Annotated in this window: 13 protein-coding genes; 8 read left to right on the top strand and 5 right to left on the bottom strand. The window is 47.9% G+C overall.

Annotation, left to right across the window (positions count from 1 at the left end):
* Nucleotides 1-1,460, top strand: a 1,460-nt coding sequence (gene carB / locus WBM30_RS06500) for a carbamoyl-phosphate synthase large subunit (protein ID WP_424899931.1), incomplete at its 5' end; no start/stop codon positions are given.
* Nucleotides 1,461-1,536: 76 nt separating this feature from the next.
* On the opposite strand, the gene WBM30_RS06495 is transcribed toward carB, so the two are convergent.
* Nucleotides 1,537-2,415 (bottom strand): fumarylacetoacetate hydrolase family protein, encoded by an 879-nt coding sequence (locus tag WBM30_RS06495; RefSeq protein ID WP_424899930.1) that lies wholly within the window; start codon nt 2,413-2,415, stop codon nt 1,537-1,539.
* Nucleotides 2,416-2,707: 292 nt separating this feature from the next.
* On the opposite strand from WBM30_RS06495, the gene WBM30_RS06490 reads away from it, so the two are divergent.
* Complete coding sequence (locus tag WBM30_RS06490; RefSeq protein WP_086986587.1) at nt 2,708-2,977, top strand: ACT domain-containing protein; 270 nt, start codon at nt 2,708-2,710, stop codon at nt 2,975-2,977.
* Between the two features lie 12 nt (nt 2,978-2,989).
* Nucleotides 2,990-4,348 (top strand): PFL family protein, encoded by a 1,359-nt coding sequence (locus WBM30_RS06485; RefSeq protein WP_424899929.1) that lies wholly within the window; start codon nt 2,990-2,992, stop codon nt 4,346-4,348.
* Nucleotides 4,349-4,421: 73 nt separating this feature from the next.
* Here WBM30_RS06485 and WBM30_RS06480 read toward each other — a convergent pair whose 3' ends face one another.
* Complete coding sequence (locus WBM30_RS06480; protein ID WP_424899928.1) at nt 4,422-5,003, bottom strand: TetR/AcrR family transcriptional regulator; 582 nt, start codon at nt 5,001-5,003, stop codon at nt 4,422-4,424.
* A gap of 118 nt (nt 5,004-5,121) precedes the next feature.
* Between WBM30_RS06480 and WBM30_RS06475 the strand changes: the two genes are divergently transcribed.
* Nucleotides 5,122-6,378: an MFS transporter gene (locus tag WBM30_RS06475; protein WP_424899927.1), complete on the top strand. Its 1,257-nt coding sequence runs from the start codon at nt 5,122-5,124 to the stop codon at nt 6,376-6,378.
* Between the two features lie 70 nt (nt 6,379-6,448).
* On the opposite strand, the gene WBM30_RS06470 is transcribed toward WBM30_RS06475, so the two are convergent.
* Nucleotides 6,449-7,789, bottom strand: a complete 1,341-nt coding sequence (locus tag WBM30_RS06470; RefSeq protein ID WP_424899926.1) for an APC family permease — start codon at nt 7,787-7,789, stop codon at nt 6,449-6,451.
* A 141-nt stretch (nt 7,790-7,930) separates the two neighbouring features.
* Complete coding sequence (locus WBM30_RS06465) at nt 7,931-8,803, bottom strand: cation diffusion facilitator family transporter (protein ID WP_424899925.1); 873 nt, start codon at nt 8,801-8,803, stop codon at nt 7,931-7,933.
* Between the two features lie 255 nt (nt 8,804-9,058).
* Here WBM30_RS06465 and WBM30_RS06460 point away from each other — a divergent pair, with 255 nt between their 5' ends.
* On the top strand, nt 9,059-10,513 hold the full coding sequence (locus WBM30_RS06460) for an amidase (RefSeq protein WP_424899924.1): 1,455 nt from the start codon (nt 9,059-9,061) through the stop codon (nt 10,511-10,513).
* A gap of 131 nt (nt 10,514-10,644) precedes the next feature.
* The gene (locus WBM30_RS06455; protein WP_424899936.1) at nt 10,645-12,639 is read left to right on the top strand and encodes a KUP/HAK/KT family potassium transporter; all 1,995 of its coding nucleotides are present in this window, start codon (nt 10,645-10,647) and stop codon (nt 12,637-12,639) included.
* On the opposite strand, the gene WBM30_RS06450 is transcribed toward WBM30_RS06455, so the two are convergent.
* A complete protein-coding gene (locus WBM30_RS06450) occupies nt 12,623-12,808 on the bottom strand; it encodes a hypothetical protein (RefSeq protein WP_424899923.1) in 186 nt (61 codons plus the stop codon). The two genes, WBM30_RS06455 and WBM30_RS06450, sit on opposite strands and share 17 nt — an antisense overlap.
* Nucleotides 12,809-13,114: 306 nt before the next feature.
* Between WBM30_RS06450 and WBM30_RS06445 the strand changes: the two genes are divergently transcribed.
* Together WBM30_RS06445 and glnA are read left to right on the top strand one after the other, a co-directional pair.
* The gene (locus tag WBM30_RS06445; protein ID WP_086628750.1) at nt 13,115-13,504 is read left to right on the top strand and encodes a MerR family transcriptional regulator; all 390 of its coding nucleotides are present in this window, start codon (nt 13,115-13,117) and stop codon (nt 13,502-13,504) included.
* Nucleotides 13,505-13,550: 46 nt separating this feature from the next.
* Nucleotides 13,551-14,885, top strand: a complete 1,335-nt coding sequence (gene glnA, locus WBM30_RS06440; protein ID WP_424899922.1) for a type I glutamate--ammonia ligase — start codon at nt 13,551-13,553, stop codon at nt 14,883-14,885.
* The last annotated feature ends 181 nt before the right edge of the window (nt 14,886-15,066 follow it).

Below are 15,066 nucleotides of genomic sequence, written 5' to 3'. Positions count from 1 at the left end.
GGGCGATCCAGGAAGCCGGCTACGAAGCAATCGTCGTCAACAACAACCCGGAAACCGTTTCGACGGACTTCTCGATCTCCGACAAACTGTATTTTGAACCCTTGACCGAAGAAGACGTGATGGCCATCATCGACCTGGAACAACCGCTGGGCGTTGTTGTGCAGTTCGGTGGCCAAACGGCCATCAACCTGGCCGACAAATTAGTAAAACACGGAGTGAAGATCCTGGGCACGAGCCTGGAAGATCTGGACCGCGCCGAAGACCGCAAACTGTTCGAACAGTTGTTGCGTGACTTGGATATCCCGCAGGCACCCGGCAAAACAGCCGTGACCGTTGAAGAAGCGGTGGCAGTTGCGGACGAAATCGGCTATCCGGTCTTGGTGCGTCCGTCCTACGTATTGGGCGGACGGGCGATGCAGATCGTCTACAACCAAGCCGATCTGGAGAAATATATGCGCGAAGCGGTCGTGGCCAGTCCCGAGCGTCCAGTCCTGGTCGATCATTACCTGATCGGACAAGAGCTGGAGGTCGATGCGATCTGCGATGGCGAAACCGTCCTGATCCCAGGCATCATGGAACACATCGAACGCGCCGGCGTCCACTCGGGCGACTCGATCGCTGTTTACCCGCCGCAAAACCTTTCACCTGAATTGATCCAAACGATCGAAGATTATACGATCCGCGTGGCGCAAGGCTTGAACACCATCGGCTTGGTGAACATCCAGTTCGTCATCAGCGAAGGCGTGGTCTACATCATCGAAGTGAACCCGCGCGCGAGCCGGACGATCCCGTTCCTGAGCAAAGTGACCGGCATTCCGATGGCGAACTTGGCGATGCAAGGCATCCTCGGCATCAAATTGAAAGATCATGGCTACCGGACCGGACTGGTTGCGCCGAAATCAGGCGTATACGTGAAGATGCCGGTCTTCAGTTTCAACAAACTGAAGAGAGTCGACACCGTACTGGGACCGGAAATGAAGTCCACGGGGGAGGTCATCGGCAAGGATGCCATCCTTTCCAAAGCGCTGTACAAAGCTTTCCGTGCCGCCAATATCCAGATTCCCGAGTACGGCACAGCTCTGCTGACGATTGCGGACAAGGACAAGCACGAAATCCTGCCTCTGGCCAAGAGATTGGTTGCGGTCGGCTACCGTTTGCTTGCAACGAAGGGTACTGGACAAGTCTTGCTGGAAGCACATGTGCCAGTCACTGTCCTCCAAAATGGCGAAGCTAAACGGGAAAATATCCTGAAAAGCATCCATGATGGGAACATCCAGTTCGTCATCAATACGATGACCGAAGGAAAAACCGACGAGACGGACGGCTATTTCATCCGCCGCGAAGCAGCGGACAATAACCTGCCGTGCCTGACCTCGCTGGATACGGCCGAGGCCTTGCTGCAGGCGATGGAAATGATGCATTTCCAACTGCAGGCAGTCGGGACCGAACCAGCCTTTTAAACAAAATCATTTCAGCAAAGAAAAGGCCGTCGCATTATCCTGAGCAGGATTAATGCGGCGGCCTTTTGGATGTTTTCTATCGGAAAGTATTTACCAATGTCCCGATGCCTTCGATGGTGGATTCGATGACATCGCCTGGTTTCAGCCAGACTTGTTCGTCTTCGGGATAACCGAGGATGACCCCATCCGGTGTGCCGGTGAAGATGATGTCGCCGGGTTCCAACGCAAAGTGTTGGGAAATGTAGGAAACGATCGTCGCGATGTCGAAAATAAGGTGCTTTGTGTTGCTGTCCTGGCGAACCTCGCCGTTCAATTTAAGGGAAATGGTCAGATTTGTCGGATCCACTTCATCGGCAGTCACGTAGACCGGTCCGAGCGGGGCAAATTTATCCGGGGACTTTCCTAATAACCATTGCGGAGAGCCTTTTTGCCAGTCGCGTGCGGTTACGTCGTTGCCGATTGTGTAGCCTGCGACATGATCAAGAGCTTCTTCCGGGGAGACGCAATACGCTTTTTTGCCGATGACTGCCACCAGTTCGACTTCGTAATCGACCTTACTGGTGTTCACTGGAATCGGAATGCCTTCTTTGTGGGCAGCCAAAGCGCTCGTGAATTTGCTGAAAACAAGCGGTTTTTTCGGGGCTTCACTTTTTGTTTCTGCAACATGGGCGGCATAGTTCTTGCCAATGCAGAGGATCTTGCCGGGACGGGAGAGGACGGGCAGGAATGTGACCTCATCCATGGAAACGTAGCAGGCGAGATTCTCCAGCGTTTCCGCGTGGGCCAGAATGGCGTCCAGTTGGGCAGCCTGTTCTGGATCCTTCAAAACATCGTCTATATAGGAAGGAAAAGGCAGCGATAAAGCCGCAGCCGCTTTGGCGACATTCAGGAAACCGTGCTCCGTCTTGATGCCGATGCGGCTTTGGTCGTCTTCTGAAAAATGAATCAATTGCATTAAGAAAACCTCCTTGATATTGGATTAGAACTTGCTTATATCCAGTGTAGCAATTATTCTTAAAAAACGATAGATTTAATGCAATACCTGCAACAATTTTCGTGTTTCGGGAAAGTACACTGAAAAATATGATTAGAGAGCGGTTACTGTTTTCCGTTTCACCAAAAAAACAGTAGGTATTCCCTTTATGTGTGATAGAATAGGAACAGAAATTTTTTAATTGGATTTTCATATTGGTGTAAAATGGTATAATGGACTCAACAAAAAATTAGAGAAGCAGGGGCGAAAAAAGATGAGAGCAATCATGACCGTAACAGGTAAAGACCATACCGGAATCGTAGCGAGCGTATCGGTGGAATTGGCGCGTTTGGGCGTGAATATCTTGGATATCTCACAGACCATCATGGAGGAATACTTCACCATGATTTTGATGGTCGAATTGAATGAAGCAAATAATTCAGTCAAAGAAGTAAAAGAAGCGATGAAAAAAGTTGAAGAAGAACAAGGCTTGGTCATCCGTTTACAGGCAGAAGACACATTCCATGCAATGCATCGGATCTAGGGGGACATTTGAATGTTAAGAACTGACAATATCTTGGACACCATTCGCATGTTCGAAGAGGACAATCTGGATATCCGTACCATCACCATGGGGATTTCTTTATTGGACTGCATCGACAGCGATGGCGAAAAAGCTCGAGAAAGAATATACAAAAAAATCACCACCAAAGCGAAGAACCTGGTCAGCGTAGCGCAGGAAATCGAAGATACGTACGGCGTTCCGATCACGAACAAACGGATTTCGGTGACACCGATCGCCTTGATTGCCGGTGCAAGCGATGATACGGACTATGTGGCATACGCAAAAACGTTGGATGCTGCGGCGAAGGAAGTCGGTGTCGACTTCATCGGCGGATTCTCGGCTTTGGTCGAAAAAGGCTACAACAAGGGTGATAAAATCCTGATCGAATCCATTCCAGAAGCCTTGGCAGTTACGGACAAGGTCTGCAGTTCCGTCAACATCGGCTCCACAAAAGCCGGAATCAATATGGACGCTGTGAAATTGATGGGTGAAATCGTGCTTGCAACGGCTGAAAAAACAGCTGAACAACACGGATTCGGTTGTGCGAAATTAGTAGTATTCGCAAACTCAGTAGGCGACAATCCCTTTATGGCAGGCGCTTATCACGGAGTGGAAGAAGCTGATTGTGAAATCCACGTCGGAATCTCCGGTCCTGGTGTCGTCAAACGTGCTTTGGAAAAAGTAAAAGGCGAACCGATGGACATCGTTGCCGATACAATCAAGAAAGCAGCCTTCCAGATTACCCGCATGGGTCAATTGGTCGGGAACATCGCTTCCCAAAAATTGGGCGTGCCCTTCGGCATCGTCGACTTGGCTTTGGCTCCGACACCTGCAGTCGGCGATTCGGTCGGTGAAATCCTTGAAGAATTTGGTTTGGGTGTAGTTGGTACGCACGGAACAGTAGCTGCTCTAGCTGTACTGAATGATGCAGTCAAAAAGGGTGGCGTAATGGCATGCAGCCATGTCGGCGGACTTTCGGGTTCGTTCATTCCTGTATCGGAAGACCACCGCATGATAGATGCTGCGGCAGCAAACCAAATCAGTTTGGACATGTTGCTGGCGATGACTGCCATCTGTTCTGTTGGTTTGGACATGATCGCCATCCCTGGTGACACTCCTGCGACGACAATCGCGGCCATGATCGCTGATGAAGCCGCAATTGGTGTTCAAAACCACAAAACAACTGCTGTGCGCGTGATTCCGGCAATCGGCTGTGAAGTAGGCGACTTCGTTGAATTTGGGGGATTACTGGGACGCGCTCCTGTAATGCCGGTCCACAAAGAAAGCTCTGCTGACTTCATCAATCGTGGCGGACGCAGCCCGGCACCGATCCACTCATTCAAAAATTAATTATAATGCGAAGAGAGGCTGGGACAAAAGTCCCAGCCTCTCTTTGTTCTCGAAATGATTACCAACAGAATCTTTAGTCGGTCAATAAAACTCCGCGGGTCAATCCTGTCATTGCCAACCGGAACGCTTTTTGGTAGTTTTTCCGTCCTTCAAGAACCTGAAGGAGTGGCAAATAGGTCAGGTATATGCAATTTGCCGCTTGTGTGCGTTCTTCATCTGATCGGCTACTGCATTCCGGAATGCGTTCCATCAATTTTTTGAACATAAAAATGAAGCTATCCTTGATTACGGAGAGATTTGGGTAGTCTTCCGGACTCACTTGATAGAGTACCATGGCGTGATAATCCTCTTGTTCCCACAGTTCTAGGCAATAGTCCCATATGTGATCGAGAGTGAGCGCTTGTTCCTGATCAAAGCGGTTAAGATAGTCCCTTGCATGGGTGCAGAGTGGTGTGAACAATTCGTTGATGAGCGCTTCTTTATTTTCAAAATGATTGTATATCGTTTTTCGAGCAACATCTGCCTGCGATGAGATTTCCTCCAGACTGACACTAAGCGATCCTTTTGCGCTGATGAGTTCAGCCGCAACGGTGAGGATATCCTGGTGGGTCTTATCGCGCTTCTTCATTGTCCGTGATTTCGTAGGATTTTCCATCACAATCACCTTTCGTTATACTTGATTTTATTTCATTTTAGTTTACAATAAAAAATAGCAAAAAGAAAGTATACACAACTGTGTAATGATACACAAATTCGTGTTAGGAGCTGTTTTTATGAAAAATGATAAAGTGAATCCCATACTGCCCATATTTTTTACTGTTTTTATTGATCTTTTAGGTCTGGGCATCATCATCCCGATTTTGCCGGCGGTCATTCTCAACCCTATGGCGGGCTTACTGCCGATGGACTACGACTTTTCGCTGCGCACCATCATCTATGGCTTTTTGATTGCTTCTTATCCGCTCATGCAGTTTTTTGGCGCGCCGATGCTGGGTGCTTTCGCTGACCGGATGGGACGCAGAAAAATTCTCCTCGCTTCCTTGTTAGGGACGTTAGTGGGTTATCTATTGTTTGCAATCGGGATTCTGACTCAAAACATCTGGCTACTGTTCATCGGCCGTGCAATCGATGGCTTCACGGGCGGAAATATTTCCATTGCTCAGTCTGCTATTGCCGACATCAGCGATGCATCCAACAGAGCCAAAAATTTTGGCCTGGTCGGTATGGCGTTTGGCTTGGGATTTGTTATCGGACCCTATCTAGGCGGGAAATTATCTGACCCATCCATTTTGAGTTGGTTCGATTTTGCAACGCCGTTTTGGTTTGCCGCAGTGTTGACCGCAATCAATATCCTGATGGTCCTTAAACGGTTCCCTGAAACGTTGAAAAATAAAAAAACCGGCCGCATTGATCCGCTGGCAGGAATCAAGAACATCCGCAAAGCTTTTGAAATCAAAGAAATGCGAACCATATTCGCAGTCATCTTTTTGCTGACTGTTGGCTTCAATTTTTTCACGCAGTTTTTCCAGGTCTTTCTGGTAGGGAAATTCCAGTTCAATCAATCTCAAATCGGCGATTTATTCGCCTACATGGGTATTTGGATTGCAGTGGCACAGGGCGCCTTTTTACGGCCGCTTTCAAAAAGATTTTCACCGATGAAAATCCTGTCGGTTTCAAGTATCCTGTTGGCGGCTACCTTTCCCTTCCTGCTGCTTCCTGATCAAGCCGGCTGGATTTACGTGATCATCCCCTTCATTGCGATTTTCCAGGGATTGACGCAACCGAACAGTACGGCGATTGTATCCAGTATGTCCGACCGTTCATCGCAAGGCGAAATTCTCGGCATCAATCAGTCCATCGTCAGTATGGCGCAGGCGCTGCCTCCCATTTTGGCGGCCTTTTTAACCACCATCAACATCAATCTTCCGACCTTGTTTGCAGCCGGCTCGACGTTGGCTGCATGGATCGTTTTTGTGTTCGTATTTAAACGTTCGACGGTTGTTTCGGAGACGGCACAGCAGAGCGAATAGAGATTTGCATAGATAGGAAAAAATACCCCGGTTTATCAGAACTTCCTTCTGATAAACCGGGGTATTTTGATTAAGCTGTTATTTTTTTCTCGTAATATTTATAGCCGATGAAGCAAACCACGAAGCAGAACAGGATGAAAATCGGTACATAAGTCGGATTGGACACGATGCCGCCGATCAGAATGATGGCAGAGCCCATAATCGCGAATACCGGGGTGATCGAACCGAAGAAAGAACTGGTGATGATACCTTCTTTTTTCATGCTGATGACTTTCAGATAAAGGATGACATAAGTCATATAACTGAAGACAATCGCGATTTCGCTGACATCTCCGCCACCCAGAATCCCGGATTTTTGGCTCAAATAGTGCAATAACATCCACACAAGGGATACCGCAAAGGCAATTTGTGCGGCTGCCGGGGACAGTTGGCTCTTTGGATCAATCCGTTTTACCTTAGAGCTGTTCGGCAACATGTTTTTTTCTGCCAATGCTTGCGGCAAACGCAGGATACCCATGATTACACCATTAGTTACGCCCAAGATAGCGATCAATACAAAGGAAAGAATGATGCTGCCGCCACGTTCGCCCAGCAAGGAAATGCCGATTGTTGTGGTGGCCTCATCGCCCACCGCCAAGATGTACTCTGAGCCGGCGATGGAGACCAAGCCGCTGAAATAGGTCAAATAGATGGCCAACACTACCAAGGGTCCGATTGTCAAAGCTAAAGGCATAGTCCGTTTGGGGTTCTTTACTTCATGCGTGATGTTTGTTGCGATTGTCCAACCATCGTAGGAGAAGGCCATTGGCGCCAGTGCAGCCAGCCAGCCCCAGCCGACATTTGTGACCGGAACCGCCAATTCAGGAGGAACGATTGGAGCCGGTTCTTTCCAGAAAATGCCGACAATAGCGACAGCAATCAGCGGAATCAGTTTCATGATGGTGGCGAGATTCTGAAAATAGCCGCCCAATCTGAGCGAAAAATAATTCAACAAGAAGAAGAATGCCATGTAGCCCGTCCCGATAAGTGTTTGTGTTTCCAAGGTGTTCGGCAAGCCTAACAACATGCACGTGTAAATGCCGGATACCCAGCTCACGACGACTATGATTGTCGGTAAGTAAACGAATAACTGGAACCAGCCGAACGCGCTCGCTGCTTTATCGGAGATGAACTCCTCGAAATAAGCGACGACGCCGCCGGTTCTTTCGGTCCGGTTAGCTAATTGCGTCAATGTGATGCTTCCGAAAATGATACTGAATGCGCCGATGCAGAAAACCAAAATCCCTAATGCTACGTTTCCTCCGGTCGCTCCCAAAATGTCATCGGCTTTGAAAAAAATCCCTGATCCGACGCAGATGCCGACGATCATGGATACTGCGGTGAATAAGCCGTAATGTTTCTCTTCTTTCATAAATCCTCCCAATAAATGTATTTTTTTCCAAAAAAAAAGACGGACAGATCTTAATGACAGCTGCGTCCGCCAAAATAATCTGTATAAATCCGTCTGTTATTATACCATCAAAATGACGTCCGGCCTATAAAACTTGTAACATCAGTGCGTTAGAGGTTCTACGTGGACATCTGTTTCGAAAACATTGAATGCCGTGCGCATGCGCTCTTCTACCTCTTCAGTGATTTCGTGGCTCCGCAGCACTGTCAGCTCCGCATCCAGCAGAATAGTCACATCAACATAGACATTTGCCCCATAGCTGCGTGCGGCGATGGTCGTCACTTGTTCGACGTCAGGAATGTCGAGGATGGCCTGTCGGTATTCCGCCAAATGGTTCGTTTCGAAACCGTCGGATAGGGAGAAGGCACTCTCGCGGAAAATATCGATCGCGGTCTTGATGATGACGATGCCTACGACGACAGCCATGACACCGTCCAACCAGTACAGTCCGAAAATGGAGCCAAAAATGGCGATTGCTGCCGCAAAGCTGGTCAGGGCATCGCTCAGGTTGTCTTTGGCGGAAGCGGCCAAGCCAATACTGTTGATGCGGTTTGCGAGGCGGTTGTTGTATATGTAGACTCCTATCATGATGAACCCTGCAATCAGGGCGGTAATACCGGATAGCACATCAGGAGTGGTGAACTCTCCACCTGTCAGTTTCGAAAAACTTGAGAACAGTACCTGCAGACCGACCAGAAGCATGATGAAGGAAGTGGAGAGGCTCGCTATCGTTTCCGCTTTCCAGTGGCCATAAGGATGATCTTCGTCAGCTGGACGACGAGCAATCCGTAAGCCGATCATGACTGCAACGGTGGAAATGACGTCCGTGAAATTGTTCAATCCATCGGCACTCAAAGAAGCTGAACCGAAGGCATTTCCGATGAAGAGTTTTGCAAAAGAAAGTGTGACATAGGCAACCATGCTGAGTCGTGCACCCTGTTCCGCCAATTTTAAGTCCATATATCTTTCGTTCATCGTGTCCTGCTCCATTTCCTATGAATTCTCATCTAATCTGTCTGTTTTTGTACACTTTCCAAAATTGGTACAATAGAAGGATTCTACTATATTTCAGTTTGGTTGTCATTAAAAACGATTTAAAAGTAATGACGCCAGCCTGATGAATACTGACGGGATAAGGAATGGGAAGGCAAAGCCACCGGCCAGCCGTTGCCTTTTTGGGGCGGGGAACCTACAATGGAAGAAAATATGAAAATGAGAAGGAGGCTTTTTATGGATCGCCAGAAAGATGCCCTGTATTACACCGGACTTTTAAAAATGAAAAAGGTATCCTCTGAAGAATTGATTGAGGATGCTTTCAAAAAGATAGAGAAAGAAAATCCCCGCTACAATGCCGTCGTGCATACGCGGATGGAAAGAGCGCTGCATGAAGCCAGGACACGAGATTTCGGGAATACCTTATTTGGAGGCGTGCCAATCCTGATCAAAGATCTGGGCCAGGATCTTGCAGGGGAGCCATCGACATCAGGCTCGCGGTTGCTGAGGGATTATGTCGCTCCCCGAACTAGCCATTTTATCGAAGCGGTTGAGAGGGCCGGCTTCATCGTCATCGGCCAGACGAGTACACCCGAATTCGGGTTCAAGAACATCACGGATGCCGTCATCCATGGCCCGGCCAGAAACCCCTTCAATCGGGATCATTCTCCGGGAGGTTCCAGCGGAGGTGCGGCAGCGGCTGTCGCGGCGGATATGGTGGCCATCGCCACCGCCAGTGATGGGGGCGGCTCGATCCGGATCCCGGCCTCTTTCACAGGCTTGGTGGGACTGAAACCGACAAGAGGAAGAACGCCGGTGGGGCCGGGATCTTACCGCGGCTGGCAAGGCGCATCGATCAGCTTTGCCTTGACGAAGACGGTAAGGGATACGGCGATGATGCTGGATGCCTTGCAGACTGTCCAAGCGGCAGCTCCGTTCCAGACGCCTTTGTTTCCCGGGAGCCATTTTCAGGAACAGCAATCCGGTAAGCAGCGCAAATTCCGGATTGCCTATTCATTGGAATCGCCGGTGAAATCCATCGTCAGCGCGGACGCAAAGCGGGCAGTACTCCAAACGGTGGCAGCGCTGGAAAAGTTGGGCTACGAGGTGGAAGAAAAAACGCCCGACATCGATGGCATCCGTTTGATGGAGGCCTACTATGCGATGAATGGAGCCGAAACGGAGGCCATGCTGAGAGGCTTTTCCGCGAAACTGATGCGCCCATTGACAGCCGATGACATGGAATTGGTTTCGTGGTCCCTCTATCAGTACGGCCGGACGATCTCCGGAGGCGACTACTCCTTGGCGTTGGGCCTTTGGGATCAAGCTGCGGCCACAATGGATCAGTTCCATGGAAACTATGATCTACTGCTGCAGCCGACTACGGCAGCGAGCGCTCCTCGGATCGATTATTCTTTCCAAAGCGCAGAACTGAAGGAACGGATGCGCAGCGCGGATCGGCTGTCAGCAGCGGACCGGAAAGAGATTGTCTGGACCATGTTTGAAGAGAGCTTGGGTGTTACCCCATTCACGCAGCAAGCGAATTTAACCGGGCAGCCTGCCATCAGCCTGCCGGTGTACTGCACCGCTGACGGATTGCCTTTGGGTGTGCAGTTTACCGCCCCCAAAGGGAAAGAAGAGTGGTTGTTGGACATCGCGTCGGTACTTGAGATGGCAGGTATTTTCATGTGATTGGAGGCACTCATAAGCACTCCAATCCAATCCTTCAAAAGGTGCTTGACGGACTCTAAAAAAGGACTATAATTAGGTAGTTTTTAAAATAAAAAAGATATATAGGACATTGGAGGAAAAATAGATTGGAAATGCACAAAGAAAAGCATCCGCAGATTCCCCTGAGCATGGCAGCGGTTGTGGTGGCGCTGGGAGTCGTTTATGGGGATATCGGCACCTCGCCGCTCTATGTCATGAAAGCTGTTGTGGCCGGTAACGGTGGACTCGCATCATTGTCAGATTCATTTATTATCGGTGCGTTATCCTTGGTGATCTGGACGGTCACATTGCTGACATCAATCAAATATGTGCTTGTCGCGATGCAGGCCGACAACCATGGCGAAGGCGGTATTTTCTCACTTTATACACTTGTTCACAAACGTGCGAAATGGCTGATCATTCCGGCTATGGTAGGCGGGGCGGCCTTGTTGGCTGATGGTATTTTGACCCCGGCGGTTACGGTCACAACGGCCGTCGAAGGCTTGCGCAGCATCCCATTCTTCGAGGGCTTCCTAGGTGAGGGCCAAGGGAAAATACTGGCGATAACGATGACGATCATATCGGCATTATTCATGATCCAACGCCTCGGCACGAAAACGATAGGGAAAGCTTTTGGGCCCATTATGGCCTTTTGGTTTGCGTTTATCGGCGGATTGGGGCTATGGCAAGTACTCAGTAATCCAAGCGTGTTACTTGCATTCAATCCTATGCGCGGTATCGAACTGCTCCTGAGCGAGCAGAACAATGCCGGCTTTATGATTTTGGGCAGCATTTTCTTGGCTACGACCGGTGCGGAAGCATTGTACTCGGATATGGGGCATGTCGGCAAGAAGAATATCTATGGCAGTTGGCCTTTTGTCAAAGCGTCACTGTTGCTGAATTACTTCGGACAAGGGGCCTGGTTGATGCAGGAAAAATCAAATACAGCCCTTCAGCATATCGAAGACTTCAATCCATTTTTTGAAATGATACCGAGCGGATGGCGGCTTTTTGCGGTTTTATTGAGTACCCTCGCCGCAATCATCGCCTCGCAAGCGCTCATTACCGGGTCCTATACGCTTGTTTCAGAGGCAATCAGTCTGGGTCTGTTGCCGCATCTGAAGATCCAATACCCTTCCCAGACAAAAGGCCAAATGTACGTTCCTTTGGTGAACAATATCCTTTGGTTATCTTGTCTGGGGGTTGTCTTTTACTTCAAGACGTCGATCCGGATGGAAGCAGCTTATGGTTTGGCGATCACCATCACGATGCTGATGACTACGATACTGATGTTTGAGTTTTTGCGCATGAAGAATCTCAATGTCATCGTTTCTCTGCTCATGTTCGTGTTCTTCGGCACATTGGAGACGACCTTCTTTATCTCCAGCGCGACAAAATTCTTCCATGGCGGATATATCGCAATCCTTATGGGATTAATCCTTTTCGCCATCATGTTTGTCTGGCATAAAGGGAATAAAATCGAATCATTACAGCGATTGGAATACCCGATGACGGATTTCATCGGCCAGTTCAAAAAACTGAAGGAAGATAATTCCTTGCCGGTATATGCGAATAACCTTGTCTTCCTGACGAGCAATCAAAATACAGGCTCGGTTGATCGCGATATTCTTTATTCCATTTTGGACAAGCGGCCGAAGCGAGCCGATGTGTATTGGTTCATTAACGTGGCCGTCACCGACGAGCCGTATACCCAGGAATACAAGGTGGAGAATTACGGCACAGACTTCTGCTTCAAAGTACAGCTTCGTTTGGGTTTCAAGATTGAGCAACGGATCAATGTATACTTGCGTCAGATTATCCAGGAAATGATGGAGGAGGGACGAATCAAACCCCAAAAGCAGACGTACACAATCTATCACGAAAAAGAGATCGGCGACTTCTGTTTTGTTCTGGTCCGCAAGGCCATTTCCCCCGAAAGCGATCTTTCCATCTTCAGTCGCTTCATCTTGAGTTTGAAATATAATATCAAGGCATGGACAGGCTCACCCGCGAGGTGGTTTGGGTTGGAAAATACAAATCTGGTCATTGAACAGGTTCCACTGTTTTTGAAGACAAGGGAAGCAAGCCAGCTTACCCGAGTGGATTAGGTATTAGGGCAAGTGTTGCTTTTTGATAGGTATAACAGATATGCAGGCCGGGACTTATGTTCCGGCCTTTTTTCGTGGTCGTGGCTGTTCTTTCCTGTCCCCAGCGCTGCCGATCTATAGGCAGCGATTCAGCCGCATCATTCACATTTTTTTTTAATATTTTTTTCATTAAAGGTCTCTTTTTTAATTCCCATGCGAGGAAATTGGCCTATCAAGGGGAGATGAAATGCCTTTCAAATGTTATTCTGACAAGGGTTTATGTATATGTAAGAAAATGTTACATGCTATGTTAAGGTAGCGTTGACTTGTATGAGAATTTGGAGTATTCTTGTTGTATTAAATCACTCAATTAATTGTTAGGAAATACAATTAATTGCTGAAAAGAATTACCTTTTTCTCAACAGGCGTTAACTCCTGAAGAAGAAGGATACATCTGTGGTTCACTCAACTCAGAAGCTTCGATGGAGGGGTTGGTATGAAAGAAAAAGAGCTACGACGTTCGATGGCTGTTTTTACCATCGGAACAGTCATGCAGCTGACGGATCTGACAGCAAGACAGATTCGCTATTACGAAGAGCAAGACCTCGTTCATCCTAAGCGGACAGACACCAATCGCCGGATGTTTTCATTGAACGACGTCGATCGGTTGCTGGAAGTCAAAGACTATTTGGCTGAAGGGTTGAACATCACTGCAATCAAGCGGATGTACAGTACCGAAAGGCTGAAGAAGCAGCAAGAAGAGGAGCTTGAAAACAAGCACAAAAACTTGACAGACGAAGATGTCCGTCGCATCCTCTACAAAGAAATTCTTAACGCAAGTGGATTTAACCCTGGGGATTCAAGTAAACCTTGGGGAAGATTATAAAAAAACAAAAAAATACACAAAGCACAGTCAAGGAGAGGGAATACAAATGCCAAAATTTACTAGAGAAGAAATCATCGCATCAGCAAAGAATGATAACGTCCGTTACCTACGCTTAATGTTCACTGACATCTTAGGAACAATCAAAAACGTGGAAGTTCCTATCAGCCAGTTAGAAAAAGTATTAGACAACAAAATGATGTTCGACGGTTCTTCCATCGAAGGTTTCGTGCGTATCGAAGAAAGCGATATGTACTTGTACCCAGATTTTAATACATGGTTAGTATTCCCATGGGGCACTGAACAAGGCAAAGTAGCTCGTTTGATTTGTGATATCTACATGCCTGATGGCACACCATTTGCAGGAGATCCACGTAACAACTTGAAGCGTTCTCTTAAAGAAATGAAAGAATTAGGTTTCACTGAATTCAACTTAGGACCTGAACCTGAATTCTTCCTGTTCAAATTGGATGAAAAAGGTCAACCTACATTGAAATTGAACGATCAAGGTGGATACTTCGACTTGGCTCCTACTGACTTGGGCGAAAACTGCCGTCGTGATATCGTATTGGAATTGGAAGCTTTGGGCTTTGAAATTGAAGCAAGCCACCACGAAGTTGCACCAGGACAACACGAAATCGACTGGAAATACGCAAATGCTGTTGAAGCCTGCGACAACATCCAAACGTTCAAACTGATCGTTAAGACTGTAGCCCGCAAACATGGCTTGCATGCAACATTCATGCCTAAACCAGTGTTCGGAATCAACGGATCCGGAATGCACTTCAACATGTCTTTATTCAACGAAAACGGCAATGCCTTCTTTGACAAAAACGATGAACGTCAATTAAGCGAAACAGCTTACCAATTCATCGCTGGTCTGATCAAACATGCGCGCGGATACACAGCTGTCTGTAACCCGATCGTTAACTCATACAAACGTTTGGTACCTGGCTACGAAGCGCCAGTATACATCGCATGGAGCGGAAAAAACCGTTCACCGCTGATCCGTATCCCAGAATCACGCGGCATGTCCACTCGTGTTGAATTGCGTAGCGTTGACCCAGCTGCTAACCCATACTTGGCTTTAGCTACTTTATTGGCTGCCGGTCTTGATGGCGTGAAGAACAAATTGGAAGCTCCAGCTCCAATCAACCGCAACATCTACCAAATGTCAGCTGAAGACCGTTACGAAAACGGAATTTTGGATTTGCCTACATCGTTGCATGAAGCTCTTGGAGAGTTCTCTAAAGACCAATTGTTGGTTGACGCATTAGGCGACCATATCAGCAACAACTTCATCGAATCAAAAGAAATCGAAGTAATGTCTTACATCCAACAAGTAACAGAGTGGGAAAGAGAACAATACTTGAATATGTACTAAGAGCGAGATGAATCCCGCTCTAGAAATCGAGCACTAAGAGGACTAACACAAAGAGGACGCTTTTTGTCCTTGTGTGGTAGTCAGCTTAGGCACAGATTTCTGGGATTCAGAACGCGTTTACGAAGAGTGTGATGATTCACGCACTTCCCTAAAAGACCGAGACAAATTTGTCTCGGTCTTT

The sequence above is a fragment of the Trichococcus sp. genome (genome assembly GCF_049684335.1).
Classification (GTDB): domain Bacteria; phylum Bacillota; class Bacilli; order Lactobacillales; family Aerococcaceae; genus Trichococcus.
The sequence above is the reverse complement of the archived record's forward strand: the minus strand, read 5'-3'. Positions and strand labels throughout refer to the sequence as shown.

What these genes read in the sequence shown, in the direction of transcription:
- WBM30_RS06490 (WP_086986587.1), top strand. Translation starts at nt 2,708, where the DNA reads ATGAGAGCAATCATGACCGTAACAGGTAAAGACCATACCGGAATCGTA.
- WBM30_RS06495 (WP_424899930.1), bottom strand. Translation starts at nt 2,415, where the DNA reads ATGCAATTGATTCATTTTTCAGAAGACGACCAAAGCCGCATCGGCATC.
- WBM30_RS06460 (WP_424899924.1), top strand. Translation starts at nt 9,059, where the DNA reads ATGGATCGCCAGAAAGATGCCCTGTATTACACCGGACTTTTAAAAATG.
- WBM30_RS06470 (WP_424899926.1), bottom strand. Translation starts at nt 7,789, where the DNA reads ATGAAAGAAGAGAAACATTACGGCTTATTCACCGCAGTATCCATGATC.
- glnA (WP_424899922.1), top strand. Translation starts at nt 13,551, where the DNA reads ATGCCAAAATTTACTAGAGAAGAAATCATCGCATCAGCAAAGAATGAT.
- WBM30_RS06480 (WP_424899928.1), bottom strand. Translation starts at nt 5,003, where the DNA reads ATGGAAAATCCTACGAAATCACGGACAATGAAGAAGCGCGATAAGACC.
- WBM30_RS06465 (WP_424899925.1), bottom strand. Translation starts at nt 8,803, where the DNA reads ATGAACGAAAGATATATGGACTTAAAATTGGCGGAACAGGGTGCACGA.
- WBM30_RS06445 (WP_086628750.1), top strand. Translation starts at nt 13,115, where the DNA reads ATGAAAGAAAAAGAGCTACGACGTTCGATGGCTGTTTTTACCATCGGA.
- WBM30_RS06475 (WP_424899927.1), top strand. Translation starts at nt 5,122, where the DNA reads ATGAAAAATGATAAAGTGAATCCCATACTGCCCATATTTTTTACTGTT.
- WBM30_RS06455 (WP_424899936.1), top strand. Translation starts at nt 10,645, where the DNA reads ATGCACAAAGAAAAGCATCCGCAGATTCCCCTGAGCATGGCAGCGGTT.
- WBM30_RS06450 (WP_424899923.1), bottom strand. Translation starts at nt 12,808, where the DNA reads ATGAAAAAAATATTAAAAAAAAATGTGAATGATGCGGCTGAATCGCTG.
- WBM30_RS06485 (WP_424899929.1), top strand. Translation starts at nt 2,990, where the DNA reads ATGTTAAGAACTGACAATATCTTGGACACCATTCGCATGTTCGAAGAG.